This is a genomic window from Streptomyces sp. NPDC005794 (genome assembly GCF_042871445.1).
GTDB lineage: Bacteria > Actinomycetota > Actinomycetes > Streptomycetales > Streptomycetaceae > Streptomyces.
In genome coordinates this window covers 223,235-249,680 of the sequence record NZ_JBIAIN010000008.1, presented here as the reverse complement: position 1 = coordinate 249,680, position 26,446 = coordinate 223,235, and the positions used below count along the sequence as shown (strand labels likewise).

24 protein-coding genes are annotated in these 26,446 nt (G+C 71.5%); 7 read left to right on the top strand and 17 right to left on the bottom strand.

The window, feature by feature from the left end; all coding sequences use genetic code 11:
* Positions 1 to 35 precede the first annotated feature (35 nt).
* Positions 36 to 662 (top strand): DinB family protein, encoded by a 627-nt coding sequence (locus ACFYQ5_RS15675; protein ID WP_389197842.1) that lies wholly within the window; start codon positions 36 to 38, stop codon positions 660 to 662.
* 3 nt (positions 663 to 665) lie between these two features.
* Here the strand turns inward: ACFYQ5_RS15675 and ACFYQ5_RS15670 are convergent, their stop codons facing one another.
* Together ACFYQ5_RS15670 and ACFYQ5_RS15665 are read right to left on the bottom strand one after the other, a co-directional pair.
* Positions 666 to 2,909: a tetratricopeptide repeat protein gene (locus ACFYQ5_RS15670; protein WP_389197841.1), complete on the bottom strand. Its 2,244-nt coding sequence runs from the start codon at positions 2,907 to 2,909 to the stop codon at positions 666 to 668.
* A gap of 211 nt (positions 2,910 to 3,120) precedes the next feature.
* The gene (locus tag ACFYQ5_RS15665) at positions 3,121 to 4,011 is read right to left on the bottom strand and encodes an oxygenase MpaB family protein (protein WP_389197840.1); all 891 of its coding nucleotides are present in this window, start codon (positions 4,009 to 4,011) and stop codon (positions 3,121 to 3,123) included.
* Between the two features lie 124 nt (positions 4,012 to 4,135).
* On the opposite strand from ACFYQ5_RS15665, the gene ACFYQ5_RS15660 reads away from it, so the two are divergent.
* Positions 4,136 to 4,597, top strand: coding sequence for a hypothetical protein (locus ACFYQ5_RS15660; protein WP_389197839.1), 462 nt, complete (start codon positions 4,136 to 4,138; stop codon positions 4,595 to 4,597).
* Positions 4,598 to 4,603: 6 nt separating this feature from the next.
* On the opposite strand, the gene ACFYQ5_RS15655 is transcribed toward ACFYQ5_RS15660, so the two are convergent.
* Positions 4,604 to 5,761 (bottom strand): methyltransferase, encoded by a 1,158-nt coding sequence (locus ACFYQ5_RS15655; RefSeq protein ID WP_389197838.1) that lies wholly within the window; start codon positions 5,759 to 5,761, stop codon positions 4,604 to 4,606.
* A 71-nt stretch (positions 5,762 to 5,832) separates the two neighbouring features.
* On the bottom strand, positions 5,833 to 6,045 hold the full coding sequence (locus ACFYQ5_RS15650; protein ID WP_389197837.1) for a hypothetical protein: 213 nt from the start codon (positions 6,043 to 6,045) through the stop codon (positions 5,833 to 5,835).
* A gap of 212 nt (positions 6,046 to 6,257) precedes the next feature.
* Between ACFYQ5_RS15650 and ACFYQ5_RS15645 the strand changes: the two genes are divergently transcribed.
* Entirely contained in the window at positions 6,258 to 7,079 is an 822-nt protein-coding gene (locus tag ACFYQ5_RS15645; protein WP_389197836.1) for an endonuclease I family protein, read from the top strand.
* Positions 7,080 to 7,377: 298 nt separating this feature from the next.
* On the opposite strand, the gene glsA is transcribed toward ACFYQ5_RS15645, so the two are convergent.
* Positions 7,378 to 8,730, bottom strand: coding sequence for a glutaminase A (glsA, locus tag ACFYQ5_RS15640; protein WP_389197835.1), 1,353 nt, complete (start codon positions 8,728 to 8,730; stop codon positions 7,378 to 7,380).
* A gap of 64 nt (positions 8,731 to 8,794) precedes the next feature.
* A complete protein-coding gene (locus tag ACFYQ5_RS15635; RefSeq protein WP_389197834.1) occupies positions 8,795 to 9,061 on the bottom strand; it encodes a DUF1269 domain-containing protein in 267 nt (88 codons plus the stop codon).
* 136 nt (positions 9,062 to 9,197) lie between these two features.
* Here ACFYQ5_RS15635 and ACFYQ5_RS15630 point away from each other — a divergent pair, with 136 nt between their 5' ends.
* The 3 genes from ACFYQ5_RS15630 (at position 9,198) to ACFYQ5_RS15620 (ending at position 10,841) form a co-directional block, all read left to right on the top strand.
* Entirely contained in the window at positions 9,198 to 10,313 is a 1,116-nt protein-coding gene (locus ACFYQ5_RS15630) for a chemotaxis protein (protein ID WP_389197833.1), read from the top strand.
* 120 nt (positions 10,314 to 10,433) lie between these two features.
* Complete coding sequence (locus ACFYQ5_RS15625) at positions 10,434 to 10,700, top strand: hypothetical protein (RefSeq protein ID WP_389197832.1); 267 nt, start codon at positions 10,434 to 10,436, stop codon at positions 10,698 to 10,700.
* A complete protein-coding gene (locus ACFYQ5_RS15620; RefSeq protein WP_389197831.1) occupies positions 10,701 to 10,841 on the top strand; it encodes a hypothetical protein in 141 nt (46 codons plus the stop codon).
* 45 nt (positions 10,842 to 10,886) lie between these two features.
* Here ACFYQ5_RS15620 and ACFYQ5_RS15615 read toward each other — a convergent pair whose 3' ends face one another.
* From ACFYQ5_RS15615 to ACFYQ5_RS15565, 11 genes are all read right to left on the bottom strand, one after another.
* Complete coding sequence (locus ACFYQ5_RS15615; protein ID WP_389197830.1) at positions 10,887 to 13,274, bottom strand: phosphoketolase; 2,388 nt, start codon at positions 13,272 to 13,274, stop codon at positions 10,887 to 10,889.
* Positions 13,275 to 13,305: 31 nt separating this feature from the next.
* Positions 13,306 to 14,712: an NADP-dependent succinic semialdehyde dehydrogenase gene (locus ACFYQ5_RS15610; protein ID WP_389197829.1), complete on the bottom strand. Its 1,407-nt coding sequence runs from the start codon at positions 14,710 to 14,712 to the stop codon at positions 13,306 to 13,308.
* 148 nt (positions 14,713 to 14,860) lie between these two features.
* A complete protein-coding gene (locus ACFYQ5_RS15605; protein ID WP_389197828.1) occupies positions 14,861 to 15,322 on the bottom strand; it encodes an ATP-binding protein in 462 nt (153 codons plus the stop codon).
* Between the two features lie 153 nt (positions 15,323 to 15,475).
* Positions 15,476 to 17,572, bottom strand: a complete 2,097-nt coding sequence (locus ACFYQ5_RS15600) for a xanthine dehydrogenase family protein molybdopterin-binding subunit (RefSeq protein WP_389197827.1) — start codon at positions 17,570 to 17,572, stop codon at positions 15,476 to 15,478.
* Between the two features lie 42 nt (positions 17,573 to 17,614).
* Positions 17,615 to 18,610, bottom strand: coding sequence for an FAD binding domain-containing protein (locus tag ACFYQ5_RS15595; protein ID WP_389197826.1), 996 nt, complete (start codon positions 18,608 to 18,610; stop codon positions 17,615 to 17,617).
* Positions 18,607 to 19,179, bottom strand: a complete 573-nt coding sequence (locus ACFYQ5_RS15590; RefSeq protein WP_389197825.1) for a 2Fe-2S iron-sulfur cluster-binding protein — start codon at positions 19,177 to 19,179, stop codon at positions 18,607 to 18,609. Before ACFYQ5_RS15590 ends, ACFYQ5_RS15595 begins: the two co-directional genes overlap by 4 nt.
* 35 nt (positions 19,180 to 19,214) lie before the next feature.
* The gene (locus ACFYQ5_RS15585) at positions 19,215 to 19,610 is read right to left on the bottom strand and encodes a hypothetical protein (RefSeq protein WP_389197824.1); all 396 of its coding nucleotides are present in this window, start codon (positions 19,608 to 19,610) and stop codon (positions 19,215 to 19,217) included.
* Between the two features lie 12 nt (positions 19,611 to 19,622).
* Positions 19,623 to 20,573 (bottom strand): NrfD/PsrC family molybdoenzyme membrane anchor subunit, encoded by a 951-nt coding sequence (gene nrfD, locus ACFYQ5_RS15580; protein WP_389197823.1) that lies wholly within the window; start codon positions 20,571 to 20,573, stop codon positions 19,623 to 19,625.
* On the bottom strand, positions 20,570 to 21,475 hold the full coding sequence (locus ACFYQ5_RS15575) for a 4Fe-4S dicluster domain-containing protein (protein WP_389197822.1): 906 nt from the start codon (positions 21,473 to 21,475) through the stop codon (positions 20,570 to 20,572). Before ACFYQ5_RS15575 ends, nrfD begins: the two co-directional genes overlap by 4 nt.
* Positions 21,472 to 24,744 (bottom strand): formate dehydrogenase, encoded by a 3,273-nt coding sequence (gene fdh / locus ACFYQ5_RS15570; RefSeq protein ID WP_389197821.1) that lies wholly within the window; start codon positions 24,742 to 24,744, stop codon positions 21,472 to 21,474. Before fdh ends, ACFYQ5_RS15575 begins: the two co-directional genes overlap by 4 nt.
* A 167-nt stretch (positions 24,745 to 24,911) precedes the next feature.
* The gene (locus ACFYQ5_RS15565; protein ID WP_389197820.1) at positions 24,912 to 25,877 is read right to left on the bottom strand and encodes an LLM class F420-dependent oxidoreductase; all 966 of its coding nucleotides are present in this window, start codon (positions 25,875 to 25,877) and stop codon (positions 24,912 to 24,914) included.
* An 88-nt stretch (positions 25,878 to 25,965) separates the two neighbouring features.
* On the opposite strand from ACFYQ5_RS15565, the gene ACFYQ5_RS15560 reads away from it, so the two are divergent.
* Entirely contained in the window at positions 25,966 to 26,304 is a 339-nt protein-coding gene (locus ACFYQ5_RS15560) for a DUF6479 family protein (RefSeq protein ID WP_389197819.1), read from the top strand.
* Positions 26,305 to 26,446: the final 142 nt, after the last annotated feature.

Sequence of the window (26,446 nt, the reverse complement as noted above, 5' to 3'; positions counted from 1 at the left end):
GGACGGCGTCCTCGCCGCACGACCGAGGAGAATCCATGGATATACCTGCGCGTCTCAGCCCGTTGCTCGAGCAGTTCGACTGGGCACGCGAACGGCTCACCGACCGTCTTGCGGGCCCGTTCGTGGACAGCGGCAACGGCACGGACGTGGAGGTCCCCGCGCTGACCGACGAGGAGTATCTGTGGGAGCCGGTGCCGGACTGCTGGTCGGTCCGCCTCCGCGACGCGGGTCCCGGGCGGAGCGCGACCGTCCTGACGGGTGCGGGCGAGTGGGGACGCGACACAGCGCCGTACCCGCACCCCGTGCCGCCGCCCTTCACCACCCTCGCGTGGCGCCTCAGCCATCTCAGCGAGCTGCTGGCCCTGCGTGCGGACCACACGGCGGGCAGCCACAGTCTGACCCGGAACGACTACCGCGTGGTGGGGGACGCCGCGGGGGCCCTCACGGATCTCGACGCCTCGGCCGCCGCGTGGCGTTCGGCGCTGCTCGGCGCCGACGACACGGCGCTCGACACGGTCGGACACAGCACGTACCCGCACGGCGGTGACCCTGAGAGCCCATTCCTGGAGGTCGTCTGGTGGGTCAACCAGGAACTGCTGCACCACGGAGCCGAGATCGCGCTGCTGCGTGACCTCTACCGCGTACGGGGCAACCTGGCCTGACGGTCAGTGCGGCGGCATCCCGCGCTGCCGGCGCAGGTCGGCGGCCCTTCGGTAGAGGTCCACCGCCTCCGCGCTGCGGCCGAGCTGTTCCAGGCAGTGCGCCTCGTCGTTGCGGCTCGCGAGGGTGTCGGGGTGGTCGGCGCCCAGGACCCGTTCGCGGGTCTCGGCGACCGTACGGTAGTCGGTGAGCGCGTCGGCCCAGCGACCGAGCCAGCCCAGCGCGACGGCCACCTCGCGGCGGCTGACGAGCGTGTCGGGGTGGTCGTGCCCCAGAGTGCGTTCCCGGATCGCGCAGACCTCTCGTGACTCGGTGAGCGCTTCCTCCCAGCGGGCCATCCGCCCCAGGTTGACCCCGAGGCCGTGCCGGGCGCGCAACGTCTCGGCGTCGGCGGGGCCATCGACCCGGGTGCGGTCCTCGACCAGGGTGCGGTAGAGCTCCAGGGCCTCGGCGCTGCGGCCCAGCCTGCCGAGGCTGATGCCCACCTCGTAGCGCGCGGACAGCGTGTCGGGGTGGTCGGCGCCGAGCACGGCGGCGCGGGCCAGTGCCACGTCGCGGTAGGTCTGCAGGGCTTCGGTCCAGCGGTCCAGCCGGCCGAGTGTGTACGCCACTTCGTACAGCGTGACCAGGGTGTCCGGGTGCGTGGCGCCGAGCAGGCGGCCGCGCGCGGCCGCCACCTCGCGGGCCATGCGGCAGGAGTCCTCCAGGCGGCCCAGTCTGCTGAGGTTGAAGGCGAGGTTGTGGCGGCAGCGCAGAGTGTCGGGGTGGTCCGGCCCCATGGAGCGCTCCCGCGAGGCGAGCACCGCGGCGTAGACCTGGTGGGCCTCGAAGTGACGGCCGAGCTGGCCGAGGACGTACGCCGTCTCCTGCCGTGCCGCGAGAGTCTCGGGGTGGTCGGGGCCCAGGGTGCGTTCCCGGCCGTCGGCGACCCGGCCGAACTCGCGCAGTGCGTCCACGGCGTGTCCGGTGCGACTGAGGCTGAATCCGACCTCGTGCCTGCTGGCGAGGGTGTCGAGGTGATCGGGGCCGAGCGCGTGTTCGCGTTCGGCGGCGACCGCGCGGTGTACGTCGCCCGCCTCTTCCCAGTGGCCCAGGCGTCCCAGGTTGAGTCCGGCGCTGTGCCGGCCGGCCAGAGCGGCGAGCAGTTCGGGTGACGGGGTGGGGCGGACAGGTCCCGCGGGCGGGAAGCCGCCGGTGAGAGCGTGACCGGTCCCGGTGGTCCAGGCCCCGGTCAGCGCGGCGGCGTGGTCGACGGCGGCCGTACCAAGGTAGGTCGCACCGCTCGCCTTGTGACCGGTGGTCATGTTGCGGGTCCAGGACGGCAGTTGCCTTGCGCCTGCCGAGCGCTGCACCGGGACGGGCGGGGCGAGCCGGAGCCGCCCGGCTTCCGGCTGCTCACCGGTACGGCCGAGCGCGATGCGCTGCCGCAGGGCACTGGCGTCGGCCGGCCGCTCGCCGGGTGTCTTGGCCAGCAGGTCCAGGACGACCTTGTCGAAGAACCCCGGGAGTTCGGCGCGGTGGGTACGCGGCGGCTCGGGAGCGGTGTCGCGGTGTCCGACGAGCACGCCCCAGGCGTCGTCCATGTCGAACGGCGGTACGCCCGTGGCGATCTCGTACAGCACGCAGCCCAGGGAGTAGAGATCGCTGCGGTGGTCGACCTCCCCGCCGCTGATCTGCTCGGGCGACATGTAGTGCGGGGTGCCCATGGCGATGCCGGTGCCGGTGAGGCGGGAGGTGAATCCGATGTCGTGGCCGAGCCTGGCTATGCCGAAGTCGCAGATCTTCACGGCGCCGTCGTCGAGCCGCATGATGTTCGCGGGCTTGAGGTCTCGGTGCACGATGCCCTGCTGATGGGTGTAGCCGAGAGCGTCCGCGACCTGCTCCGCGATGTCGACCACGTCGGCAACCGGCAGCGGGTGCTGCTTGTTGTCCTCCAGCAGCTGGCTCAGATTGCGGCCCTCGAGGAGCTCCATGACGAGGTAGAGGACACCGTCCGACTCGCCGAAGTCGTGGACGACCGTGACTCCACGGTGCTGGAGCGCCGCGGCCACCCGCGCCTCACGGCGGAAGCGCTCGCGCAGAATGCGGGTGAAGGCCTGGTCGTGCTGCGGCCCCATCGGTTTCAGGCACTTGACGGCCACCTGCCGGCCCAGCGATTCGTCGCGCGCACGCCACACCTCGCCCATGCCTCCGCGCCCGATCAGATCGAGCAGCCGGTACCGGCTCTGGATCAGCCTGGTGTCCGCCATCGCCTGTTGTCGCCCCCGTTTGCTTCGCTGCCCGCCAGGGCGTGTTTCGGAAGTAGCGCCGTCCGCCCGGAGGGCGGGGCCGGCGGCGTCCGGTGCGTGCGATCGCAAGGCGGAGGGTCGCCCAGATACTGGATGTATCCGGGTGATCCCGACAACACGGCGAGCGTGCGTGCCAGACACCGCCGGACAGGCGGGACTTTCGAAACACGCCCTACTGCTGCTGCGCCCTCCCCGGCCCGTCCAGTATGGCTGCCTGTCTGCGGAGTTTGTACGGGGCGGGCCGGCTCCCGGGGCCGAGCCGTGCCATCGCCTTCACAATGTGCCCGGGTGGCAGGCACCAGCGGAGGCGGGCGGGGACGCAGCGCAGGGCGGTACCCGTGGTGCGCAGGTGGCGGTCGACCGCCACCGGGGGCGGTGCGGCTCTGCCGTACAGCTCATGGGCGTACGGGGGCAGCGAGTCGTAGGCGAGCGCGGCCACGCGCCGCCAGACGAGGGCGCGCGCCGGCGTCAGTACGGTGGGAACCGGCGGGTTGCGCAGGAAGTCGTCGACGTCCGACGCCTCGGTGCCGGCGGCGAGCAGGGGGCGGACCTTGTCGAAGTAGGCGGCAAGCGCCGCAGTCGTGCCGGGGACGCCGGAGGGGTCCAGGCCGACGAGGCGGGCTCCCCGCCGCTGCTCGTCGACGTAGCGGTCGGCCTGGGTGTCACTGAGCGGGAAACCGGAGCGGCGTTCGACCTGGAGGTAGGAGTCGACCTCGGCGCAGTGCACCCAGAGCAGCAGCTCCGGTTCGTCGATGCCGTAGACCTCGCCGGTATCCGGGTCGGTGGCTTTGAGGAGCCGGTGTATTTTCCGGACCCGGGCGCCGTATTTCTCCGCGGCCCGCGTGGTGTCGTAGGTGAGCGTGCCGACGAAGTCGGCCGTACGCATCAGACGCCCCCAGGCGTCCTTGCGGAAGTCGGAGTTCTGCATGACGCCGCGTACGGCGCGCGGGTGGAGCGCCTGGAGGTAGAGGGCGCGGACGCCGGCCACCCACATCATGGGGTCCCCGTGCATCTGCCAGGTGACGGAGCCGGGGCCGAACAGCCCCGGGTCTGGATCGTTCATCGGCTCGTTCCTTCCGTTCGGCGGTGGAACGGTCGTGCCGGGAAGATCGTGGCCCTCGTAGGATGACGCCCCGGCGCAGTTTCATGCATACCGCAACCGCGCACGTTCCGGGGAGGGGTGGGCCGTGCCCAGGTGGGGACTGGTGGTCGAGGAGAACCGTGGGTACGGCCGACACTCACGGACATGGTCGGTGGAAGTCGTGGGCCAGGTGGAGGGAACGCGCGAGGAGGCGCTCGCAGCACTCCGGCTCCGGGCCGAGCGTTTCGAGCCGTTCCATCCGGCTGAGCCGAGACGCCGGGAGCTGTACCGGGAGGCGGACGGTTTCCTGCTGGTCGTCCACGGGCTCCGGCAGCCGTTCCACTGCCGGTTCTCGGTGGCCGAGCAGCTGTACGACAGTGCCGCTCCCGAGCCCGGGGCGCGGCAGCCGGACGCCCCTGCGCCGGCTCGGGAAGAGCCTGCGCCGAACGTGCCCGCGCCGCTGCCGCCGAAGACCAGGCTCCGGCGGGCCCGACCCGGTCCCCCGCCCGACTGGGACGCGCAGGTGCCCGAGGTGCCGTCCTGGCTGGGCCGGGACGACCTCCCTTGACGCGGGTCAGCGCTTGACGGCCCGCAGGACCACGAACTTCGGGTCGCCGGCGACGGTGACGCAGTTGCCGAAGATCCGGCGCAGCTGGGTGTGGTAGGCGAGGTGGCGGTTGCCGACGACCCACAGCTCGCCGCCCTGGCGCAGCGCGGCTCGTGCTCCGTGGAACATGTTCCGGGCCGTGGCGTCGGTGACCGCTTGGTGCGAGTGGAAAGGCGGGTTGCTGAGGACCAGGTCCACGCTTGCCGGCGGCACGTCCGCCATGCCGTCGCCGACCAGGAACTCGGCCTCGGCGTCCGGTCCGGTGTTCGCGTGGAACGTCTCTTCGGCGGAGGCGACGGCCTGGTACGACTCGTCGATGAAGGTGACGGTGGCGTCGGGGTTGGCGAGTGCCGCGGACGTGCCCAGGACGCCGTTGCCGCAGCCGAGGTCGACGACGCGGTCGGGCCCCTTCCGCTCCGGGAGGTGCTTCAGGAAGAAGCGGGTGCCGATGTCCAGGCGTTCGGCGCAGAAGATCCCGGCGTGATTGGTGACGGTGCGACCGGAGACCACGCCGACGTCGTCGGGCAGGTCGTAGCGGTGCGGCCAGGGACTGGGGGTCCTGGCCAGGCCCGGGTCAGGGGTGCAGAAGATGAGCCTCGCCTTCTTCACCGCGAGGGAGGTGCGCGTGGGACCGATGATCCGCTCGAACAGCTTGAGGGTGGAGGTGTGGATCTCCTTCACCATGCCGGTTCCGATGACGACGGTCCCGGCGTGCACGGCGGGCGCGAGTCTGTGGAGCTGGTCCTCCAGGAGCGCGAGGCTCTTGGGTACGCGCACGAGCAGCAGGTCCACGCGCTCCGGCGGGGTGTCCCGCACCGACAGGATGCGCACCGAGTCCGGGTCGGCGCCGTTGCGCGCCAGGTTGGCCTGGGTGGCGCGTCGGGCGAGGTACGAGTCGGTGATCTGGACCGGGCCGTGCGCGGCCAGCACGGTGGCCAGGGCACCCCAGCGGTCGCCGACCACGGCCACGGTGCCGGCCGGCCGGACCGGTTCGCTCCCCTCCGCTCCCTCCAGCCGCCGCAGCAGATACTCGTCGGCGGCGTCCCACGCACGGAACGGGTCGCGCGGGTTCTCGGGGAAGCGGGCGAGATCGAATTCGCCCTGTGACGTCGTCAAACGGTTCATATTGAGTTCAGGCTAGCCGAGTGGCGGGGAGCGCTCCGCACGCTCCCCGCCTCCGGGATGTCACGTGTGCCCTACGGGAGCCGTTTGTCCATGGCCGACCGGCCCTCCTCGGACAGCCTGCGCTCGGCCCACTCCAGGCTCTGAGGGGTCAGGTCCCGCCCGGAGGCGAGCACCAGATCCTCCGCGGTGGGCTGATCTCCACCGCCGGTGTGCAGCAGACGGTCCGGGGTGACCCCCCGCACTTCCGGCACGGATACGGATACGGATTCGGACTCTTCGCTCATACCGCCTCCTCGTCCATGCGGCAATTCTCGCGCCGGGGCGGCATCCGCGCATCCGATGCCCCCGGGGACCGGAAGAAGCTGTCACTTGACCTGCACATGATGAATACGCAACGTTCACACGACCGGCACCGTGCGTGTGGAAGGCTCCCGACCGAGCAGTCAACGTCCGGCCCTCACGACACCGTTCCGCCACCCCGGAGAGGACACCCCACATGTCCAGTCGTCGCCGTTTCTACGCGCGTCCACTACTAGCGGCAGCCGCCTCGGTCGTCGTTCTCGCAGGCGTCGCCGCCGCCGCGCCCGCGGTCACCCCCACGACCGCCGGCACGGCGTCCCCGGCCGCCGCTCTCGACGACACCTACTACCAGGACGCCCTGGGCAAGACGGGCACCGCCCTCAAGAGCTCACTGCACACGATCATCAGCGACCAGACCACGCTCTCCTACAGCCAGGTCTGGGACGCGCTCAAGGCGACCGACGAGGACCCGGCCAACTCCTCCAACGTGATCCTCCTCTACACCGGCCGCTCACAGTCCAAGAGCGAGAACGGGGGCGATGTCGGCGACTGGAACCGGGAACACGTCTGGGCCAAGTCCCACGGCGACTTCGGCACCGCGACCGGCCCCGGAACCGACATCCACCACCTGCGGCCCGAGGACGTCCAGGTCAACTCCACCCGCGGCAACAAGGACTTCGACAACGGTGGCAGCGCCGTCTCGGGTGCGCCCGGCAACTACACCGACGGCGACTCCTTCGAACCGCGCGACGCGGTCAAGGGCGATGTCGCCCGGATGATCCTCTACATGGCGGTGCGGTACGAGGGCGACGACTCCTTCGCCGACCTGGAGCCGAACGACAGCGTGAGCAACGGGTCGGCCCCGAACATCGGGCGGCTCTCCGTTCTGAAGCAGTGGAGCCAGGAGGACCCGCCGGACAGCTTCGAACAGAACCGCAACGAGGTCATATTCGACCAGTACCAGCACAACCGGAATCCGTTCATCGACCACCCCGAGTGGGTCGAGGCCATCTGGTAGGGAGTCACCGGCGATACGGCCGACAGAGACAGCGGCACGGTATCGCGAGGGGGGCCGGGGGTGCGGTCGCGCCCTGGGCGGCCGGTACGGCGGCTCCGGGCTCGTCCGGCTCCGCCGTAACCCTCTGCCCCCTCCCCCCGCATGCCCAGCGGTTCGCCCCGCCGCCGTAGGGACGTCGGCGGTCTGCGCACACACGCGCAAGAAAGGTCATCGGGCCGGGCCGATGCGCCACCCCGCCGTGCCACCGGGTTCGACCACCTGGGCGACGTGCCTTTCGGCCGGATCCCGGGCACGTGACTCAGCCCGGTCCGGCCTGCGCCTGCGCGCAGTGCCCCACGGCCTCCTCGCGGGAGCCGAAGCGCGGCAGGTCCTGGCCGGTCCGCTCCCGGACCAGGTCCGGCGGTCCCAGCCGGTCACCCGGATCGACGACGGCAGCGCGCCGCCCTTCCCTGGCGAGCCGGGACAGGCCGGCGTGCAGCAGCTCGAGGGCCAGGGCGTCGGCGCCGGTCACCTCGCGCAGGTCGAGCACCACCGAACCGGCCGGCTCCGGGCCCGACTCGTCCAGCGCGTACAGCACACGCTCGGCCGCGGTGAAGTCGAGGGCGCCCTGGGCCGCGACCACACCCACGCGTTGGTGCAGCGCGCGCTCCCGCCGGCCGGACGGAGCCGAGGGCAGCACATCGGCCGTGGTGACCAGCGTGACGGTGGAGCCGGGCAGCGCCGGATTCCTCATGAGGTGCAGCCCCAGACGCTCCGAGAGCGCCCCCAGGGCGGCGTGACCTCGCACCGAGGTGCCCGCCTCGTCCAGCAGCGGGCTGTAGGCGGCCAGGCCGAAGCGGGCCGGCCCGGCGGCGATCAGGCCGCCCGACACTCCGCTCTTGGCCGGCAGCCCGACCCTCAGCAGCCAGTCACCTGAGGCGTCGTACATCCCGCAGGTCGCCATGACCGCGAGGACCTGAGCCGCGACCTCCGGGGAGACGACCTTCTCCCCGGTGACCGGATTGACCCCGCCGTGCGCCAGGGTGGCGGCCATCACCGCGAGATCGACGGCGGTGGCCCGCACCGCACACTGGCGGAAGTAGGTGTCCACCGCGGCCACCGGGTCGACGGGCAGGGTCCCCGCGCTCCGGATCAGGTAGGCGAGTGCCCGGTTGCGGTCCCCCGTCGCGGCCTCGGAGCGGTACACGTCCTCGTCGACATCCAGCTTCCGCCCGGCGAACCGGCTCAGGCAGGCCAGGATCCGCTGGAACGCGGGAACCTTGCGGCTGTCGGGCACCAGGGCGGTCGTGACGATGGCGCCGGCGTTGACCATCGCGTTGGCCGGCCGCCCGGTGCCGGGCTCCAGGCTGATGGCGTTGAACGCCTCGCCGCTCGGCTCGGCACCCACCCAGCGGCCCACCTCGTCGAGACCGTGCGAGGCCAGCGCGAGGGCGTAGACGAAGGGCTTGGACACCGACTGCAAGGTGAAGGGAGTGTCCGCCGCACCCGCACTGTAGGAGTGCCCGTCCATGCTGACGAGGGCGAGCCCGAAGTCGTCGGGGTCCGATCCGGTCAACTCCGGGATGTAGTCGGCGCGTCGGCCCTCACGTACGCCGACGAAGCGTCCGTGAAGATCACGCAGCGCGTCCGTGACGGCCTCGGACGCGCTCACCTGGGGACCGCCGGCTGCCGCACGGGGCCTTTGGCGGGCCCCGCGAGGGGCGGCTCCTCCCCTGTCACTCCGCCTCGTCGCCGAAGACCTCGCGGAGCCCGGCCTCACGCTCCGCGTCGAGGTTGCCGTGCAGCAGTTCAGCGCCCCCGCCCGGCAACGACTCGCTGATGCGGCTGGGCACCTCGTCCAGGGTGAGCAGGAACAGCGCCGATGTCCCGGGCGTCACCTTCTGCTTGACCTCGGCGATGAAGTCCTCGTCGATACCGACGTCGGCCGACGCCGTCTCCACGCCGTCGGCCGTCCGGTACTTCCACACAGCGAGTGTGGACATTGCATCTACCTCCGAAAAGCAAGGGGACAATTCGCCCATATTACGATCAAACGGTATGAATTGACTCGTCGAACGACCCGCCCCACGCCAAGGGCGGCTCCAGTACCGAGGACCCCGAACCCTCCGGGAGGGAACGATGGATACGGACGCCCTGACGCCCGGCCTGTTGCAGGAACTTCGCGCGACCAGGCCCTATCCGGCCCTGTCCCTGACGATGCCGACCCACCGCCGGGCACCGGACAACGCCCAGGACGCCGTGCGGCTGCGGAACCTCGTGGCCGAGGCCGGCGGCCGGCTGGACGCCGACCCCCGGGTGACCCGCGAGGCCGCGGCCGCGGTGAAGGCGCAGCTCGACCGCGCGGTGGCAGAGGTGGATCAGCGCCGCGCCCTGGAGTCCCTCGTCATCCTCGCGGACGCCGGTGAGTACCAGATCTGGCAACTGCCGCGCACCGCACCCGAACGAGTGGTCCTGAGTGACAGCTACCTCACCCGCAATCTGGTCGCGGCGAAGGCCGGAGCTCAGTCGTTCCGGGTCCTCAGCCTGTCCGCGGAACACGCCTCCCTGTTCTCGGGCACCCCCGACGGCCTGCACCCCGAGCCGAGGGACGGATTCCCGCTCACGGCCCCGCACGAGGAGCCCAACCCGCAGCGTGAGGAGCGGATCGGCGACACCCCGAGCACCTACAGCAGCGAGGACGCGCGCAACTTCCTGCGCACGGTCGACGAGCAGCTGCGGACGGTGCTGGCCGCCGACCCGCGCCCGCTGTTCCTGGTCGGCCTCGCGCCCGCGCTCGCCCTGCTCGACGAGGTGGGCGAGAGTGCGAAGCCGGCTGTCGGCAGGGTCGCGAAGGGGACGACCGCGGACACGAGCGCGTCCGAGCTGATCAAGGAGCTGGGCCCGGCACTGGAGGACCGGCGGAAGCAGGCCGCGGCCCGGATCCGGGACAGGCTCGACAACGCCCACAGCAGCCGCTCCTTCGCCGGCGGCCTCGACGAGGTATGGCTGGCCGTACGGGAGGGCCGGGCGGGCCTGGTCGCGGTGGAGGAGCATTTCGAGCAGACGGTCGTGGTCACCGACGGGCATCTGGAGCCGGTGGGCCCGGACGTCACACCGGCCGCGGACGGCCAGGTCCGGGAGGACATCGTCGACGAGCTCGTCGAAGCGGCGCTGGACAAGGGCTGCGAGGTGGCCTTCGTCGCCGACGACTCCCTCGCGGGCCACGGCCGGCTCGCAGCGGTTCTGCGCTTCTGACCCGCGTGTCCCTGCGTAAGGATTATGTGAATTTGCCTAGGTTTGGCGCTCCCTGGTCGATCTCGTCGGCCTCACCGAGTTGATCTCAGTGATCACGTCGTGCACGAAGGAGAGCCATTCATGGACCGATTCAGGCGCGCATCGGCGGCAGCCCTGCTGACAGCGGCGGCGCCGGCCGGCGCGGTGGGCGGCGCGGTGGCGTCGTCCGGCGTCCCCGCGCCGCCGTCCGGGGAACGCGCGCGGGACCTGGCCTCGCGGCCGGCTCTCTCCGCGCACGCGACCGCGCGCACCGTGGCCGCCTGGGAGGAGTTCCGGATCCACGGCTCCGCCCGCAACGTCCGTTCCGGCACCCCGGTCACCCTGCAGCAGAAGCAGGGCACGCGCTGAGTGTCCCTGCCCGCCATCATCAGGACCGCAGTCACCGGTGAGTACAGCCTGCGCGTGAAGCTGGGCATGCGGGGCGAGAACGCCCTGCGGATCGTCGGCGGCGGGGCCGTCTCTCCGGTCGTCCGGACGTCCGTGGACTGAGCGTCTGCCGTACGCACTCCGGCCGGAGTGCGTACGGCAGACGCGTCAGCCCTCCCAGGTCCAGTCGGCCACTTCGGGCAGGTCCGTGCCGTGCTCCCGGATCCAGTCGTGGTGACGGGTGCGGACGTCCGCCATCGCCTGCCGGACGGCGACGGCGCGTACCCCCAGCCCGGGCACCCGGTCGACCACGTCCATCACCAGCCGGTAGCGGTCCAGGTCGTTGCGGACCACCATGTCGAAGGGTGTGGTGGTGGTCCCCTCCTCCTTGTAGCCCCGGACGTGGAGGTGCTCGTGTCCCGCACGCCGGTACGCGAGACGGTGCACCAGCCAGGGATAGCCGTGGTAGGCGAAGATCACCGGCTTGTCACGGGTGAAGACGGAGTCGTACTCCGCGTCGGGCATCCCGTGCGGGTGCTCCTCGTGGGGCAGCAGCCGTGTCATGTCGACCACGTTGACCACGCGCACGGCGAGGTCGGGAAGGTGACGCCGCAGCAGCCCGGCCGCCGCCATCGTCTCCAGGGTGGGCACGTCCCCGGCGCAGGCCAGCACGACATCGGGCTCGCGGCTTCCGTCCTCGGTGCCGGCCCATTCCCAGACGCCGGCCCCCCGGGCGCAGTGCGCGCGGGCCTCGTCGAGGGTGAGCCAGTCGAAGCCGGGCTGCTTGCCGGCCACGATCACGTTGACGTAGTCGCGGCTGCGCAGCACGTGGTCGGCGGTGGACAGCAGTGTGTTGGCGTCCGGCGGCAGATAGACCCGGACGACCTCGGGGCTCTTGTTGAGGATGTGGTCCACGAAGCCGGGGTCCTGGTGCGAGAAGCCGTTGTGGTCCTGGCGCCAGACGTGCGAGGTGAGCAGGTAGTTCAGCGAGGCGACGGGCGCGCGCCAGTGCAGTCGGCGCGAGGTGCGCAGCCACTTGATGTGCTGGTTGACCATCGAGTCGACGATATGGGCGAAGGCCTCGTACGACGAGAAGAGGCCGTGCCGCCCGGTGAGGAGATACCCCTCCAGCCAGCCTTGGCAGAGGTGTTCCGAGAGCACTTCCATCACCCGGCCGTCGCGGGCCAGATGCTCGTCGGTCGGGAGGATCTCCGCCTGCCATGCCTTGCCGGTGGCCCCGTAGAGCGCACCCAGTCGGTTGGACTCGGTCTCGTCGGGGCCCACCACACGGAAGTTCCTGCGCTCGGCGGTGGCCGCCATGACGTCTTCGAGCAGCCCGCCCAGCACCCTGGTGGGCTCGTGCAGGACGGTCCCCGGCTTGTCGACCCGCACCGCGTGGTCCTCGAGGGGAGGGAGCGGCAGATCCCGCAGGAGCAGCCCGCCGTTGGCGTACGGCGTCGAACCGAGCCGGGCGGCGCCCTCGGGGACGCAGTCCAGGACCTGGGCGGTGGGCCGGCCCTCGGCGTCGAAGAGTTCACCGGGCCGGTAGGAGCGCATCCACTCCTCGAGCATGCGCAGGTGATCGGGGTTGTCGCGGACCCCGGGCAGTGGGACCTGGTGGGCGCGCCAGGTGTTCTCGACGGGGAGTCCGTCCACCTCCTCCGGCCCGGTCCAGCCCTTAAACGTACGCAGGACGATCATCGGCCAGCGAGGACGTACGGACGCGCCCTCGGCGCGGGCCGCGCGCTGGTACTCCTCGATACGGTCCGCGGCGAGGTCCATGGCGGCGGCCAGCGCGCGGTGGACCACGGAGGGCTCGTCCCCTTCGACGTAGAGGGGATCATGGCCGTATCCGCGCAGGAGTGCGTCGAGTTCGCCTTCGGGCAGCCGGGCGAGCACCGTCGGGTTCGCGATCTTGTACCCGTTGAGGTGGAGGATCGGCAGGACGGCCCCGTCGTGCACGGGGTCGAGGAACTTGTTGGAGTGCCAGGACGCGGCGAGCGGCCCCGTCTCCGCCTCCCCGTCCCCGACGACGCACGCGACCAGTAGGTCTGGATGGTCGAACGCCGCACCGTAGGCATGGGTGAGCGCGTATCCCAGCTCGCCGCCCTCATGGATGGAGCCCGGGGTCTCGGGGGCGACATGGCTGGGCACACCGCCGGGGAAGGAGAACTGCTTGAACAGGGCCGCCATTCCCGCGCGGTCGCGGCTGACATCGGGGTACGTCTCCGAATAGCTGCCCTCCAGCCATGAATTGGCGAGGACGGCGGGGCCGCCGTGACCCGGCCCCCAGACGCAGAGTGCCCGCCGGTTCCGCGCCTTGACGACCCGGTTGAGGTGGGTGTGGACTAGATTCAGTCCGGGTGAGGTGCCCCAGTGGCCGAGCAGCCGCGGTTTGATGTGCTCGGGGGCCAGCGGCTCCTCCAGGAGCGGGTTGGCCATCAGGTAGATCTGGCCGACCGCCAGGTAGTTGGCGGCACGCCAGTGCGCGTCGAGTGCCGAGATCTCGGTGTCGGAGAGGACGAATGCCCCCGACGGTGTACGGGCGTGGGTCATGAAGCGTCTCCCTGGGGTCCCTGGAGCATGCCTAGCGGGCGTCCGGGCCGGGTCCGTACCAGACCGTGGTGGCGTTGCAGAACTCGCGGATGCCGTGCCCCGCCAGCTCTCGCCCGTAGCCGGAGCGCTTCACCCCGCCGAACGGCAGCGCGGGGTGGGAAGCCGTCATGCCGTTGAAGAAGACCCCGCCGGCCTCCAGGTCGCGCACGCAGCGGTCCATCTCCCCCGGGTCACGCGTCCAGACGTTGGAACTCAGCCCGAACGGTGTGTCGTTGGCGAGGTCCACGGCCGCTTCCAGGTCCGTCACGCGGTGGAGCGTCGCCACCGGACCGAAGGTCTCCTCACGGTGGATACGCATGTCCGGGGTGATCCCGGTGAGCACCGTGGGCTCGTAGAACCAGCCACGGTCCAGCCCCTCGGGCCGCCGCCCCCCGCACAGCGCGGTGGCACCCTTGCCGAGGGCGTCCTCGACGAGTTCCTCCAGGTCGGTGCGGCCCTGTTCGCTGGCGAGCGGCCCCACGTCGGTGGTCTCCTCCAGCGGGTCGCCGACAGCCAGGTCGCGCATCCCCGCGGTGAACCGCTCGGTGAACACGTCGTACACGTCCGCGTGGACGATGAAGCGCTTGGCGGCGATGCAGGACTGGCCGTTGTTCTGGACGCGGGCGGTCACCGCGGTGTCGGCAGCCCTCTCGACGTCCGCCGAGGGCAGGACGAGGTAGGGGTCGCTGCCGCCGAGTTCCAGTACGGTCTTCTTCACCTCGTCGCCAGCGACGGCGGCGACCGCGCGGCCGGCCGGCTCGCTGCCGGTCAGCGTCGCGGCGGCGACCCGCGGGTCGCGCAGGATCGCCTCGACGGCCCCCAAACCGATGAGCAGCGTCTGGAAGCAGCCGGCGGGGAACCCTGCCCTGGCGAACAGGTCCTCGATGTACAGGGCGGTCTGCGGCACGTTCGAGGCGTGCTTGAGCAGACCGGTGTTGCCCGCCATGAGCGCGGGTGCGGCGAAGCGCATGACCTGCCAGAGCGGGAAGTTCCACGGCATCACGGCGAGCACGACGCCCAGCGGCCGGTAGTGCACCCGGGCACGGGAGGCACCGGAGTCCTTGACGTCGGTGTCGTCGGGGTGCTCGTCGGCGAGCAGGCGTTCGGCGTTGGCCGCGTACCAGCGCATCGCCTTGGCGCACTTGGCGGCCTCGGCGCGGGCGGCCTTGACCGGCTTGCCCATTTCGGTGGTCATGGTGCGGGCGATGTCCTGCTGGTCCTCGTCGAGGAGATCGGCGGCCCGGTTCAGCAGGCGGGCCCGCTCGGTGAAGTCGGTGGCGCGGAAGCTGCGGAACGCGCGGTGCGCGGCGGCGAGCCTCCGTTCGGTCTCCCGAGCGTCCAGTGCGTCGAACGTCCTGAGCGTCTCGCCGTTCGCGGGATCGACCGTCGCGATGGGCATGGCTGTGCCTCCTTGCGTTGTTCTCCGACCGTGCCGCGCCACAGCGTCGCGCGCAACGCGGGCCCCTCACGCACGCGTACCCGGCCGGCGCGGATCATGCGTGCGAGGCACACCGTCCGCGCCGGCCGGGCCGGCTCCGGCTGTTCCGTCACACGAGTTCGGGTGCCGGGCTGCCGAGGTACGTGCGGCCGCCGGGGCGGGGCTTCTGCGGAAGCAGTCCGACGGTGCACGGCGTCTCGGCGTAGCGCGTGAACCACACGACCTTGCCGTCGGTGGTCCGGCAGGTACCCCAGCTGTCGCTCAGCGCCATGACGCGGCTGAGGCCGCCGCCACCGCCGTCGAGCAGCCGGGGCATCCGGGAATCGCTGTCGGCCACGGACACCGTCAGGTGCCGGCCGGTCCAGCGGAGCTCGACGACGCACCCGCTGTCGTCCCCGACGTGTCGCTGGACATTCGTCAGGAGTTCCTCCGCGGCCCGGCACACCGGCCGGACGTGCAGGTCGAGACCCCAATGACGGAGGTGCGCGGCGACTATGCGCCGCACCTGGGAAATGCGCTCTGCCGACACCTGCAGGTCGACCAGATAGTGCCGGTCGGGTGGAACGGTCATCGTCGAGGCTCCTCACCGCGAGGCCCACGTGCTTCACCCCGTTTGAACCAACGACCCCCGAACACGAAGCGTGAGCAACAATCACTTCCGGGTCACTCATCAGGGTGACCCGACGGGGCCGGTCGCGCAACCGAGGGAACCGGGCACCGGGTGTCACGGCAGGTAGGGCAGGAGTTTGTCCGGGGTGAGGGGGAGTTCACGCAGCCGGGCGCCGGTGGCGTGCCGCACGGCGTTCCCGATCGCGGCCGCGGTGCCGACGATGCCGATCTCGCCGATGCCCTTGCTGCCCATGGGGTTGAGGTACGGGTCCTCCTCGTCGATCCAGTGCGCCCGGATGTCCGGGACGTCCGCGCAGGACGGCACGTGATATGAGGCAAGGTCGCTCTCGGTGAAGTCACCGAAGACCGGGTCCATGGTGCTGCCCTCGGTGAGGGCCATGCCGAGGCCCATGACCATGCCGCCGATGAACTGGGAGCGCGCCGTACGGGAGTTGAGGATGCGTCCGGCGGCGAACACACCGAGCAGTCTGCGCACCCGTACCTCGCCGGTGAGCGAGTCGACCGCGACCTCGGCGAAGTGGGCGCCGAAGGCGTGCCGTGCGTACGGGGACTCCTGTGCCGTCTCCTCGCCGGTGTCGGCGGTGACGGTGAGGCCCTCCGGCGGGAGTGGTCCGGTGTGCTCGGCGAGCCGGCGCACCAGGGCGGTGGCGGCCTTGTGCACCGCGGAGCCCCAGGAGGCCGTGCCCGCGGAGCCGCCCGCGACGGGCGCGGTGGGCAGATCACTGCTGCCGATGTCGATCGTCACGTTCTCCGGAGGTGTGTCCAGGACCGAGGCGGCGATCTGCGCCAGGACGGTGCGGGCGCCGGTGCCGATGTCGGTGGCGTTGACGCCGACGCGGTAGGAGCCGTCCGGAGCGGCCTGCGCGGAGGCCGCCGACCTGGACACGAGGACGGGGTACGTCGCCGACGCGACCCCGGTGCCGAGCAGCCAGGGGCCTTCCTCACGGGCGGCGGGCTGGGGGTCCCGGCCGTACCAGCCGAAGCGCCGGGCGCCCTCGCTCAGACAGGCCGCGAGGTTGCGGCTGCTGAACGGACGCCCGCTGTCGGGTTCGGTCTCAGGTTCGTTGCGCAGCCTCAGCTCGACCGGGTCGATCCCGAGCGCGCAGGCCAGTTCGTCCATGGCCGACTCCAGCGCGTACATGCCCGAGGCCTCCCCCGGTGCGCGCATCCAGGACGGGCTGGGCACGTCGAGTGCTGTCACCCGGTGCTCCGTGCGGCTGTGGGGCGAGGCGTACATGACGCGGGCGGGTACGGCTGCCTGCTCGACGAACTCCTTGATCCGCGAGGTGTGCGTGACGATCTCGTGGGAGACGCTGGTGAGCACGCCGTCGCGGTCGGCACCCAGACGAACCCGCTGCACGGTGGGCGCACGGTGCCCGACGAGCGCCGCCATGTTCCGCCGGGGCAGGGCGAGCTGGACCGGGCGGCCGGTGTGCCGTGCGGCCATGGCGGCGAGGACGCACTGGGGGCGTGGTGTGCCCTTGGACCCGAAGCCGCCGCCTACGTGTTCGGAGATGACGGTGATGCTGTCCTGGTCGAGCCCGAGGGCCTTGGCGAGACTGTCGCGCACGGCGGTCGATCCCTGGCTGGAGTCGTGGACGGTCAGATGTCCGTCGGCCCACCGGGCGGTGGAGGCGTGCGGCTCCATGGGGTGGTTGTGCAGTCCCCCCAGCGTGTAGGTGGCGTCGACGCGCACGGGCGCGGTGTCGAACGCGCGCGTGGCGTCGCCGCGTTCACGCAGAGCCGGGTGGCCGCCGTTCGCCTCCTCGGGGGTGTAGAGGCCCGGGTGGTCCCCCGTGAGGACGACATCGTGCCGTGTGGTGGCGTATTCGACGTACACGGCCTCGGCGCCCGCCCGCGCGGATTCCGGACTCTCGGCCACGACGAGGGCGACGGGCCAGCCCCGGTGCGGCACCCGGTCGTCCTGGAGCACGGCGAGGATCGGGTCGTCGGGCTCCTTCAGCCGCGGCGCGTTGTCGTGGGTCAGCACGGTGTGCACCCCGGGTACCGCCAGGGCATCGGCGGTGCGGATCGCGGTGACGCGCCCGCTCGCGACGGTGGCGGGGACGATCCAGCCGTACAGAGAGCCTGGCGTGGTGTGTTCCGCGGCGTAGCGGGCGGTGCCGGTGACCTTGTCCCGGCCTTCGCGGCGGACGACGGGCCTGCCCAGCGCCTGGGGGGAGTCGCTCATGTCGGTAGTCCTCGGTTCGTCGGGGTGTGCGGGAGCCGCGGATCAGGCGGATGCGGCCCGGGTGGTGAGTTCGACGAGGGCGCCGATGGCGAGCCGGCGGGCCAGGTCCACCTTGAAACCGTTGTCGCGCAGCGGCCTGGCCGCTTCGAGTTCGGCGTCCACCGCACGCGCGAAGGTGTCCTCGGTCGTGGGGGCCCCGCGCAGCACGTCCTCGGCCACCCGGGCACGCCACGGCCGGTGCGCGAGCCCGCCGAAGGCGAGCGACGCCCGTTCGACGTGGCCGTCGCGCACACTCAGTACGGCGGCGACGGAGGCCAGGGCGAAGGCGTACGAGGCGCGGTCCCTGGCCTTGCGGTACAGGGAGACGGCACCGGCGGGAGGCGGCGGCAGCACCACATCGGTGATCAGCTCGCCCGGGCGGATCACCGTGTCCTGGTCGGGGTTGTCGCCAGGCAGCCGGTGGAAGTCGGTCACGGACACGGCCCGCTCCCCCTCGGGTCCGTGCAGCTGGAGGGTGGCGTCGAGGGCCGCGAGGGCGACCGCCATGTCCGAGGGGTTGGTGGCGACGCAGTCCTGCGAGTGGCCGAGCACCGCGAGATCGCGGTGTGCTCCCTCCCTGGCCGGGCAGCCCGAGCCGGGAGTCCGCTTGTTGCAGGGCTTGGAGACGTCCTGGAAGTACGGGCACCGGGTGCGCTGGAGCAGATTCCCGCCGGTGGTGGCGGTGTTGCGGAGCTGACCGGACGCACCGGCCAGCAGTGCCTGCGAGAGGGCGGGCCAGCCGCTCCGTACGTCGGGGTGGGCGGCGAGGTCGCTGTTGCGTACGGTCGCGCCGACCCGGAGACCGCCGTCGTCCGTCCGTGTCACGCGGTCCAGCGGCAGCCGGCTGACGTCGATGAGCAGGCCGGGCGACTCCACCCCGAGTTTCATCAGGTCGACGAGGTTGGTGCCGCCGCCGAGGAATCGTGCTCCGGGGTGCCCTGCGCCGGCACGGACGGCTTCGGCCACGGTGGCGGGACGCAGATAGGCGAAGGGTTTCACGGGGCCACGTCCTCGATGGCCTCGACGATGTGCGGGTAGGCACCGCACCGGCAGAGATTGCCGCTCATCCGCTCGCGGATCTCGTCCGCGTCGAGCGGGACCGGCCCTCCGGCCGCGAGCGCCGTCCACGGGGTGACGTGGGAGGGGTAACCGTCCTCCACCTCACCGAGCATGCCGGCCGCCGAACAGATCTGCCCCGGGGTGCAGTAGCCGCACTGGAGGGCGTCCCTCTCCAGGAAGGCCGACTGCAGCGGATGCAGCCGGTCCCCGTCGGCCAGCCCTTCGACGGTGGTGATGTGGGCGTCCTGCTGGGCGACGGCCAGCAGGAGGCAGCTGTTGGCTCGCCGGCCGTCGACGAGCACCGTGCAGGCTCCGCACTGGCCGTGGTCGCAGCCCTTCTTGGCACCGGTGAGGCCGAGATGCTCCCGCAGCGTGTCCAGCACCGTGGTGCGGTGATCGAGCGTCAGGGTCCGTGCCGTGCCGTTGACGTGCAGAGTGAAGGTGGAACGGTCGTCGGGAGCCGGCACCGGTGCCGTTTCCGCGTCGACGGTCCCCTGGGTGGCATCCATGTACGCGTACCTTCCGTGTCCGGGGCCTGGGGTCGTCATGCGGGGCGGTGGCTCTCCAGCCGCAGGCGGATCTCCTGTTCCTGGTCGCCCGCGGCTGTTCCGACGAGCCGGACGGTGAACGCGTCCGCCAGGTGCTTGCGGAGACGGTCGACCGCCCAGTAGCCGCCCTGCGCCTCGACCATCACCGGCGCGGAGAGCTGCGCGGGCCCGGGGCCGGCCTTCGCCTCTGTGACATCGACGGTCGCCGTCCACACGGTGGGGCGCGTGTCCGATGCGTCCTCGGGGGTGTCGCTCGCCGGACGGTCGGAGACGAACGAGCGGCGCAGCACGTCGAACACGGTGCGCGCGTCCTCCTTGGGGCAGCCGGTCACCGCCACCACGACGTCGCCGCTCTCCTGGTGTTCCTGTGTCTGTTCCTGCGTGCTGTTCACCCTGGATTCCTTTCACTGGGAGCGCTGGGAGCGCTGGGAGCGCTGGGGACGCTGCTCGCCGGCCTCACGCTGGGGGCCGACCGTGTGGGCGGGGTCCTCGGCGGAGGCGATTCCCGCCGCGAAGACCCCGAAGCGTGTGCAGGCCGAGCCCGCGAGCAGGGCGAGCCCCGCGCCGGCAGCGAGGGGACGGCTGCGGTGTCCGAGCAGGAGGGCCGCCGCCGCCCCGGCCGCTGTGAGTCCGCGTGCCGCGCGCATCAGCGTCCCCGCACGGCCCTCGCGGTAGGTCACCGCGACAGGGCCGAGGCGCCGTTCCACCGCACGGCTGGCGGCGCCGTCGGCGACGGCCGCGAGTACGCAGGCGTACCTGGCCGGGGCGTTCTCGTGTACCGGCCCCGCGACCAGCGCCATTCCGGCGGCTGCGGCAGTGGCCGAGGCCCCGAAGAGATAGGGCAGTTCACGGTGTGCGCCGTGCCAGGCGGGGACGGCGGTGTCGGCGGCCAGCACCGCGGTGTACGTCGCCAGGACGGGGCCCAGTACTGCGGCGGCCGCGGTCGCCGTGGCGCCCGTCCTGGGCAGCCGGCCGGTCACCGTGGTGAGGGCGGCGGCCCCGGCGGCGGGCCCGTAGCCGGAGAGCAGCCAGGAACCCATGCTCATCGGGGAGGTCGGCTTGAAGACGCGCAGCATGTTGGCGAACCGCGACGGGCGGCCGAGGTCGTGGACGAGGGCGGCCGCGGAAAGGCTGACGGCGACGAGCGAGGACACCTTCAGGGCCCTGGCCGTGGTGCCACGGCCGGTGAGGTGGGCCCCGGCGGCGAGGACGGAACCGGCCCCGGCCAGTCCGCCGAGGAAGAAGTACCCGGCGATGTCCTGGGCGGACCATGACGGCGCCTTGATGACGGGCCGGCCGTAGTAGGAGGCGGACTCCACGCGGCCTGCCTCTTTCCTGGACGTGCTGGTGGTCATGTCCGGCCACTCCTTCGGGTGAGCACGGGAATCGCGAAGGACAGGGCGGCGCCCGTGACCAGCGACAGAGCGGCGATGCCCGCGTGGCGCCACATGGCCGGCAGGTCCCGGGTGGTGACCACGGGGTGCGGGGGCAGTCCGTACACCTCGGGTTCGTCCATGAGGAGGAAGAACGCGCCGTCCCCTCCGACGCCGTTGTCCGGTTCATGGCCGTACAGCCGGGCGTCGGCGACTCCGGCCTCGTGCAGTTGTTCCACCCGCAGCGCGGCACGCTCGCGCAGTTCGTCGAGCGGGCCGAACTGGATGGACTCGGTGGGGCACGCCTTGGCGCACGCGGGTTCCTGGCCCGCGCCGAGACGGTCGTAGCACATGGTGCATTTGAACGCCCGGCCGTCCGTGGGGCGCTGCTCGATCACTCCGTACGGGCAGGCGGGCACGCAGTAGCCGCAGCCGTTGCAGATGTCCTCCTGGACGACGACCGTGCCGAACTCCGTGCGGAACAGGGATCCGGTCGGGCAGACGTCCAGGCACGCGGCGTGGGTGCAGTGCTTGCAGACGTCCGAGGACATCAGCCACCGGACACCCGAGGCGTCCTCCGGCTGCTTCCCGGAATCCGGCTCGACGAGCGGCAGTTCCGTACGCCCGGCGGCCACGGGCTGCTCGATGAAGGCGACGTGCCGCCAGGTGGAGGCGCCCAGCCCGCCGGTGTTGTCGTACGACATACCGGTCAGCGACAGCCCGTCCTCGGGGAGGGCGTTCCACTCCTTGCAGGCGACCTCGCACGCCTTGCAGCCGATGCAGACGGAGGTGTCGGTGAAGAACCCGACGCGTGGCGGCGCGTTCTCGTGTCCGGCGTCGCCCGCCGGGTCGGGCTCGGGCCCGCCGAAGAGGTTGTCCCTCACGTCGCCTCCCGCGTTCCGGTCGTCTCCGTGATCCCGGCCCGGCGGCGGTACTCCGCGACGAGTTCGGGCAGTGCGGGGCCCCTGGGCCTGCGCCCGGGCCGGATGTCGGCGGTGAGCGCCTTGTCCTCCTGGATCAAGGCGTTGGGGTCGAGCGCGATGGCCACCAGCTCGTTGGCCGCGTCTCCGGTGGCGATCCCGTTGGGGCCCCAGTGGAAGGGCAGACCGATCTGGTGCACGGTCCGGCCCCGGACGGTCAGGGGCCTGATCCGGCGGGTCACCAGGACGCGGGCCTCGACGGCGTTGCGGGCCGTGACGATCGTCGCCCAGCCGCCGTGCTCCAGCCCTCGCTCCGTGGCGAGCTGCGGCGACACCTCGCAGAAGAACTCCGGCTGCAGCTCGGACAGATAGGGGGACCAGCGACTCATCCCGCCCGCAGTGAAGTGTTCGGTGAGGCGGTGGGTGGTGACGACGTACGGATACACGTCCGCACCCGGCTCGTCGCCGCTCGGGTGGTAGCGGTTGCCCTCGTGCGGGTGCAGCTGCCTGACCGGCGAGCGGGAACGCGAGGGGTGGAGCGCGTTGGTGAAGGGCGAGTCCTGCGGCTCGTAGTGCGTGGGCAGCGGGCCGTCCTCGAGGCCGGAGGGGGCGTACAGCCAGCCCTTCCCGTCGGCCTGCATGATGAACGGGTCGTCCCCGCGCAGCGCGTCGGGTCCTTGGGCTCCGGGCGGAGGTACGTGGCCGGGGGCCCGGTCCGGGACGAAGTCCGGGACGTCGTGCCCGGTCCACCGGCCTTCGGCCTCGTCCCACCAGACGTACGCCTTGCGGTCGCTCCACGGGCTGCCGTCGGGGGCCGCCGAGGCCCGGTTGTAGAGGATGCGCCGGTTGGCGGGCCAGGCCCAGGCCCATTCGGCCGCCACCCAGTCCTGCTCCGTGTGTGGCTTACGGCGGGCGGCCTGGTTGACTCCGTCCGCGTACACCCCGCAGTAGATCCAGCATCCGCACCGGGTCGAACCGTCGTCCTTGAGCTCGGTGTAGGCGGAGAGCGGGGCGCCGTCCGGGCCGTGCCCGTTGATCTCGGCCAGGACCGCTGCCGACACCGGTTCGTCGAGTGGACCCTCGACCGGGTAGTCCCAGGTCAGGTCCTGGACGGCGCGGTCCATCGGATCGGCCGACGCGGCGAGCCGCTCCTTGATGCGCCGGCCGAGGTGGTACATGAACCAGAGGTCGCTTCGCGCGTCGCCCTCGGGCTCGACGGCGGCGTGGTGCCACTGGAGCCACCGGTTGGTGTTGGTGAAGGAGCCCGACTTCTCGGTGTGGGCCGCTGCCGGGAAGAAGAAGACCTCGGTGCCGATCTCCCCGGTGGTCATCTCCCCGGTCTCCGTCTCCGGGCCGTCCTGCCACCAGGTGGCGGACTCGATGAGCGAGAAGTCGCGGACGACCAGCCATTCGAGCTGGGCCATGCCGAGCCGTTGCAGTCGTGTGTTGGCGGAGCCGACGGCGGGGTTCTCACCCATGAGGAAGTAGCCCTTGCACTCCCCCGCGAGTTGCGCCATCACCGTCTCGTACGTGCCGTGGGCGCCGGTGAGGCGGGGCAGGTGGTCGAAGCAGAAGTCGTTCTCGGCGGTGGCCGCGTCGCCGTAGTAGGACTTGAGCAGGCTGACGAAGTAGGCCCGCATGTTGCCCCAGAATCCTCCGTCGGTGCGGCTCGCCCGGATGAGAGCGTCGAGGTTCTCGTGGGCGTGGGCGTGGGGCATCGGCAGATAGCCCGGCAGCAGGTTGAAGAGGGTCGGGATGTCGCTGGAGCCCTGGATCGAGGCGTGTCCGCGCAGGGCCTGGATGCCTCCTCCCGGGCGCCCGATGTTGCCCAGGAGGAGCTGGAGCACGCTCGCCGCGCGGATGCACTGGGCGCCGGTGGTGTGCTGGGTCCAGCCGACGGCGTACGCGAAGGCGGTGGTCCGGTCCCGTCCGGAGTTGGAGGTCAGCGCGTCGCAGACCTCCAGGAAGACCTCCCGCTTCACCCCGGTGATCTCCTCGACCATCTCGGGGGTGTAGCGCGCGTAGTGGCGCTTGAGGATCTGGTAGACGCAGCGGGGGTCCCGCAGGGTCTCGTCGCGCGGCGGCCATGCGCGGGCCTGTGGGCCTCCCGAACCGTGGGTCTCGGACCCGGCCGCGGAGTGGATCCGGCTCCGCGCGTCGTCGCTCCCGGCGCGGTCCTCGTACAGCTCGTCCACGTTCCCGGAGGGTGCCTGTACCTCGGTGTCCCGGTACTGCCACGTGCGGGGGTCGTAGTGGCCCGTCTGCTCGTCCAGGCCGGAGAAGACGCCGTCGAGGTCCTCGGTGTCCCTGAAGTCGTCGCCGATCAGCGTCGCGGCGTTGGTGTAGTTGAGGACGTACTCCCGGAAATCCTTCTCCTCGGTGAGCACGTGGTTGATGATGCCGCCGAGGAACGCGATGTCGCTCCCCGCCCGGATGGGCACGTAGAGGTCGGACAGGGCGCTCGTGCGGGTGAAGCGTGGGTCCACATGGATGATCCGGGCGCCGCGTGCCTTCGCCTCCATCACCCATTGGAAGCCGACCGGGTGAGCCTCGGCGAAGTTCGACCCCTGGATGATGACGCAGTCCGCGTGCTGGAGGTCCTGCATGAAGGTGGTCGCTCCGCCCCGGCCGAACGAGGTACCGAGGCCGGCCACGGTGGAGCTGTGGCAGACCCGCGCCTGGTTCTCCACCTGCACGATGCCGAGACCGGTGAAGAGCTTCTTGATCAGGTAGTTCTCTTCGTTGTCCAGGGTGGCTCCGCCGAGACTGGCGATGCCCAGGGTGCGTGCCGTGCGGAGCCCTTCGTGCTCCCACTGCCAGGTCCTGCGCCGGGTCTCGACGACCCGGTCCGCGACCATGTCCATCGCCGTCTCCAGGTCGAGCGTCTCCCAGTCGCCGGCGTACGGGCGCCTGTGGAGCACCTGGTGGCGGCGGGCCGGGCCGGTGGTGAGCTGAAGCGTCGAGGAGCCCTTCGGGCACAGCCTGCCGCGACTGACCGGGGAGTCCGGGTCACCCTCGATCTGGACGACCCGGTCGTCCTTGACGTACACCTGCTGCCCGCATCCCACCGCGCAGTACGGGCAGACGGACTTGACCACGCGGTCGGCGGTGGCCGTGCGCGGCCGGGTCTCCTGCGTCGCCCGCGAGACGACCGCCTGTCCTCTGCCCAGGGGATCACCGCCGGTCAGCTGCCGGTACACGGGCCAGCGGCCGAGCGGGTTGCGTGCTCCCATCGCGTTTCCTCCAGCGGTCCGGGGACTGGACTGACTCCCAGGCTCACCCCACGGCTCCGTGTCGGCGACACGAGCGACGGCTCGGACGGGCGGGCCCGCGAAGATCTCGTACCCGGTGAGTGGCGGGGAATCGTGCGGCCGCCCCACGCCGTGTACCGGCCGCCCGCCTACAGTCCGCGCAGCGCCGGAAGGAGCGTGCTCTGCGCCCAGTCGATGAAGGGCCGCTGCTGGGCCCCGCCGATCTGGACGAGTGCGACCTCGGTGAAGCCCGCTTCGCCGTAGGGGCGTACGGCCTCGACGAACGCCTCGACGTCGGAACCGCACGGGATCGCTTCGGCGATGTCGTCCTTGCGGACGAACCGGGTCGCCTGGTCGAAGGCGGAGGGGCCCGGCAGTTCCGAGTTGACCTTCCAGCCGCCGAGTGACCAGCGGAACTGGTCGTGGGCGCGGGCGATCGCGGCGTCCCGGTCGGTGTCGTAGCAGACGGGCACCTGTCCCACGCGCGGCTTCCCGGCCCCGCCGTGCCGGTCGAACTCGCTCAGCAGTTCGCTCCTGGGTTCGGTCGCGATGACCAGGTCGCCCAGGGTGCCCGCGAGTTCGCAGGACTTCTCCCCGGATACCGCGATGCCGATGGGGACGCGCCGGTCGGGCAGGTCCCAGAGTCTGGCGTTCTCCACGTCGAAGTGGGTGCCGTGGTGGTTCACGTAGCCCCCGTCGAAGAGCGCGCGGATGATGTGCACGGCCTCTTCGAGCATCTCCAGGCGGACATGGGCCGAGGGCCGTCCTTCGCCCACGACATGCTCGTTGAGGCTCTCGCCGGAGCCGAGGCCCAGGCGGAAACGGCCCTCGGCGAGCAGCTGGAGCGTCGCTGCCTTCTGCGCGACCACGGCCGGGTGGTAGCGCGTGGTCGGGCAGGTCACGTACGTCATCAGCGGGATCCTGGACGTGGCCTGCGCGGCTGCTCCCAGGACCGACCAGGCGTAGGGCGCGTGCCCCTGGGAAGCCAACCAGGGGAAGTAGTGATCGGAGATGACGGAGAAGTCGAAGCCGGCCTGTTCCGCCGCGACCACGTCCGCGACGAGTGCGCGGGGGCCTGCTTGCTCGGTCATCATCGTGTAGCCGATTTGAACCATATGAAACTCATTTACCGTTACATCGCCATAAAACATGAATTCATGTCAATGGCTGTCTGTGATCGACGTCCCGGGGTATGCGCCATGCATGGACGTAACGAACGGAGCATGGGAATCGCTCGCCAGCACCGGCGGCGCCGGCGGGCCGGGCGCGGTAGGCGTGATCATCGGCATCGTCGGCCTGTTCGTGGTGCTTCTGCTGATCGGGGGCTTCTGGTTCGGGATGAGGCGCCGCGACAAGGAATCACGGCCACCACGCCCCGATGAGCAGCCGCCGCGCCCGGAGCACCGGACGGAGATCCAGGAGAGCGGCCAGCACAGCTCGGACCGCTTCCCCGAGAACGGCCGTGCCCTCTCGCCGTACGAGCTCAGCGACCGCGGTAACGAGGTGATCCCGCCCCCGGAGGACGAGCGCCCGCGTGACTGACGCACCGCGCCGGCCACCGGCCGAGTCGGACCGCGGAACCGGCGTCACCGTGCTGGTCGCGAGGTCTTCCTGCGGGCCGCGCTCCGTCGGAGCCGCCGCCCGCCGGACACCCGCCATCCCTTCGGGCACGTGATCACGGCCG

Excerpts from the sequence above, each read along its gene's own strand:
- ACFYQ5_RS15560 (WP_389197819.1), top strand. The coding sequence starts at position 25,966 with ATGGACGTAACGAACGGAGCATGGGAATCGCTCGCCAGCACCGGCGGC.
- ACFYQ5_RS15615 (WP_389197830.1), bottom strand. The coding sequence starts at position 13,274 with ATGACCCACGCCCGTACACCGTCGGGGGCATTCGTCCTCTCCGACACC.
- ACFYQ5_RS15630 (WP_389197833.1), top strand. The coding sequence starts at position 9,198 with ATGGATACGGACGCCCTGACGCCCGGCCTGTTGCAGGAACTTCGCGCG.
- ACFYQ5_RS15675 (WP_389197842.1), top strand. The coding sequence starts at position 36 with ATGGATATACCTGCGCGTCTCAGCCCGTTGCTCGAGCAGTTCGACTGG.
- ACFYQ5_RS15645 (WP_389197836.1), top strand. The coding sequence starts at position 6,258 with ATGTCCAGTCGTCGCCGTTTCTACGCGCGTCCACTACTAGCGGCAGCC.
- ACFYQ5_RS15635 (WP_389197834.1), bottom strand. The coding sequence starts at position 9,061 with ATGTCCACACTCGCTGTGTGGAAGTACCGGACGGCCGACGGCGTGGAG.
- fdh (WP_389197821.1), bottom strand. The coding sequence starts at position 24,744 with ATGGGAGCACGCAACCCGCTCGGCCGCTGGCCCGTGTACCGGCAGCTG.
- ACFYQ5_RS15655 (WP_389197838.1), bottom strand. The coding sequence starts at position 5,761 with ATGAACCGTTTGACGACGTCACAGGGCGAATTCGATCTCGCCCGCTTC.
- ACFYQ5_RS15665 (WP_389197840.1), bottom strand. The coding sequence starts at position 4,011 with ATGAACGATCCAGACCCGGGGCTGTTCGGCCCCGGCTCCGTCACCTGG.
- ACFYQ5_RS15610 (WP_389197829.1), bottom strand. The coding sequence starts at position 14,712 with ATGCCCATCGCGACGGTCGATCCCGCGAACGGCGAGACGCTCAGGACG.
- ACFYQ5_RS15670 (WP_389197841.1), bottom strand. The coding sequence starts at position 2,909 with ATGGCGGACACCAGGCTGATCCAGAGCCGGTACCGGCTGCTCGATCTG.
- ACFYQ5_RS15650 (WP_389197837.1), bottom strand. The coding sequence starts at position 6,045 with ATGAGCGAAGAGTCCGAATCCGTATCCGTATCCGTGCCGGAAGTGCGG.
- ACFYQ5_RS15625 (WP_389197832.1), top strand. The coding sequence starts at position 10,434 with ATGGACCGATTCAGGCGCGCATCGGCGGCAGCCCTGCTGACAGCGGCG.
- ACFYQ5_RS15605 (WP_389197828.1), bottom strand. The coding sequence starts at position 15,322 with ATGACCGTTCCACCCGACCGGCACTATCTGGTCGACCTGCAGGTGTCG.
- ACFYQ5_RS15600 (WP_389197827.1), bottom strand. The coding sequence starts at position 17,572 with ATGAGCGACTCCCCCCAGGCGCTGGGCAGGCCCGTCGTCCGCCGCGAA.
- nrfD (WP_389197823.1), bottom strand. The coding sequence starts at position 20,573 with ATGACCACCAGCACGTCCAGGAAAGAGGCAGGCCGCGTGGAGTCCGCC.
- ACFYQ5_RS15590 (WP_389197825.1), bottom strand. The coding sequence starts at position 19,179 with ATGGATGCCACCCAGGGGACCGTCGACGCGGAAACGGCACCGGTGCCG.
- ACFYQ5_RS15565 (WP_389197820.1), bottom strand. The coding sequence starts at position 25,877 with ATGGTTCAAATCGGCTACACGATGATGACCGAGCAAGCAGGCCCCCGC.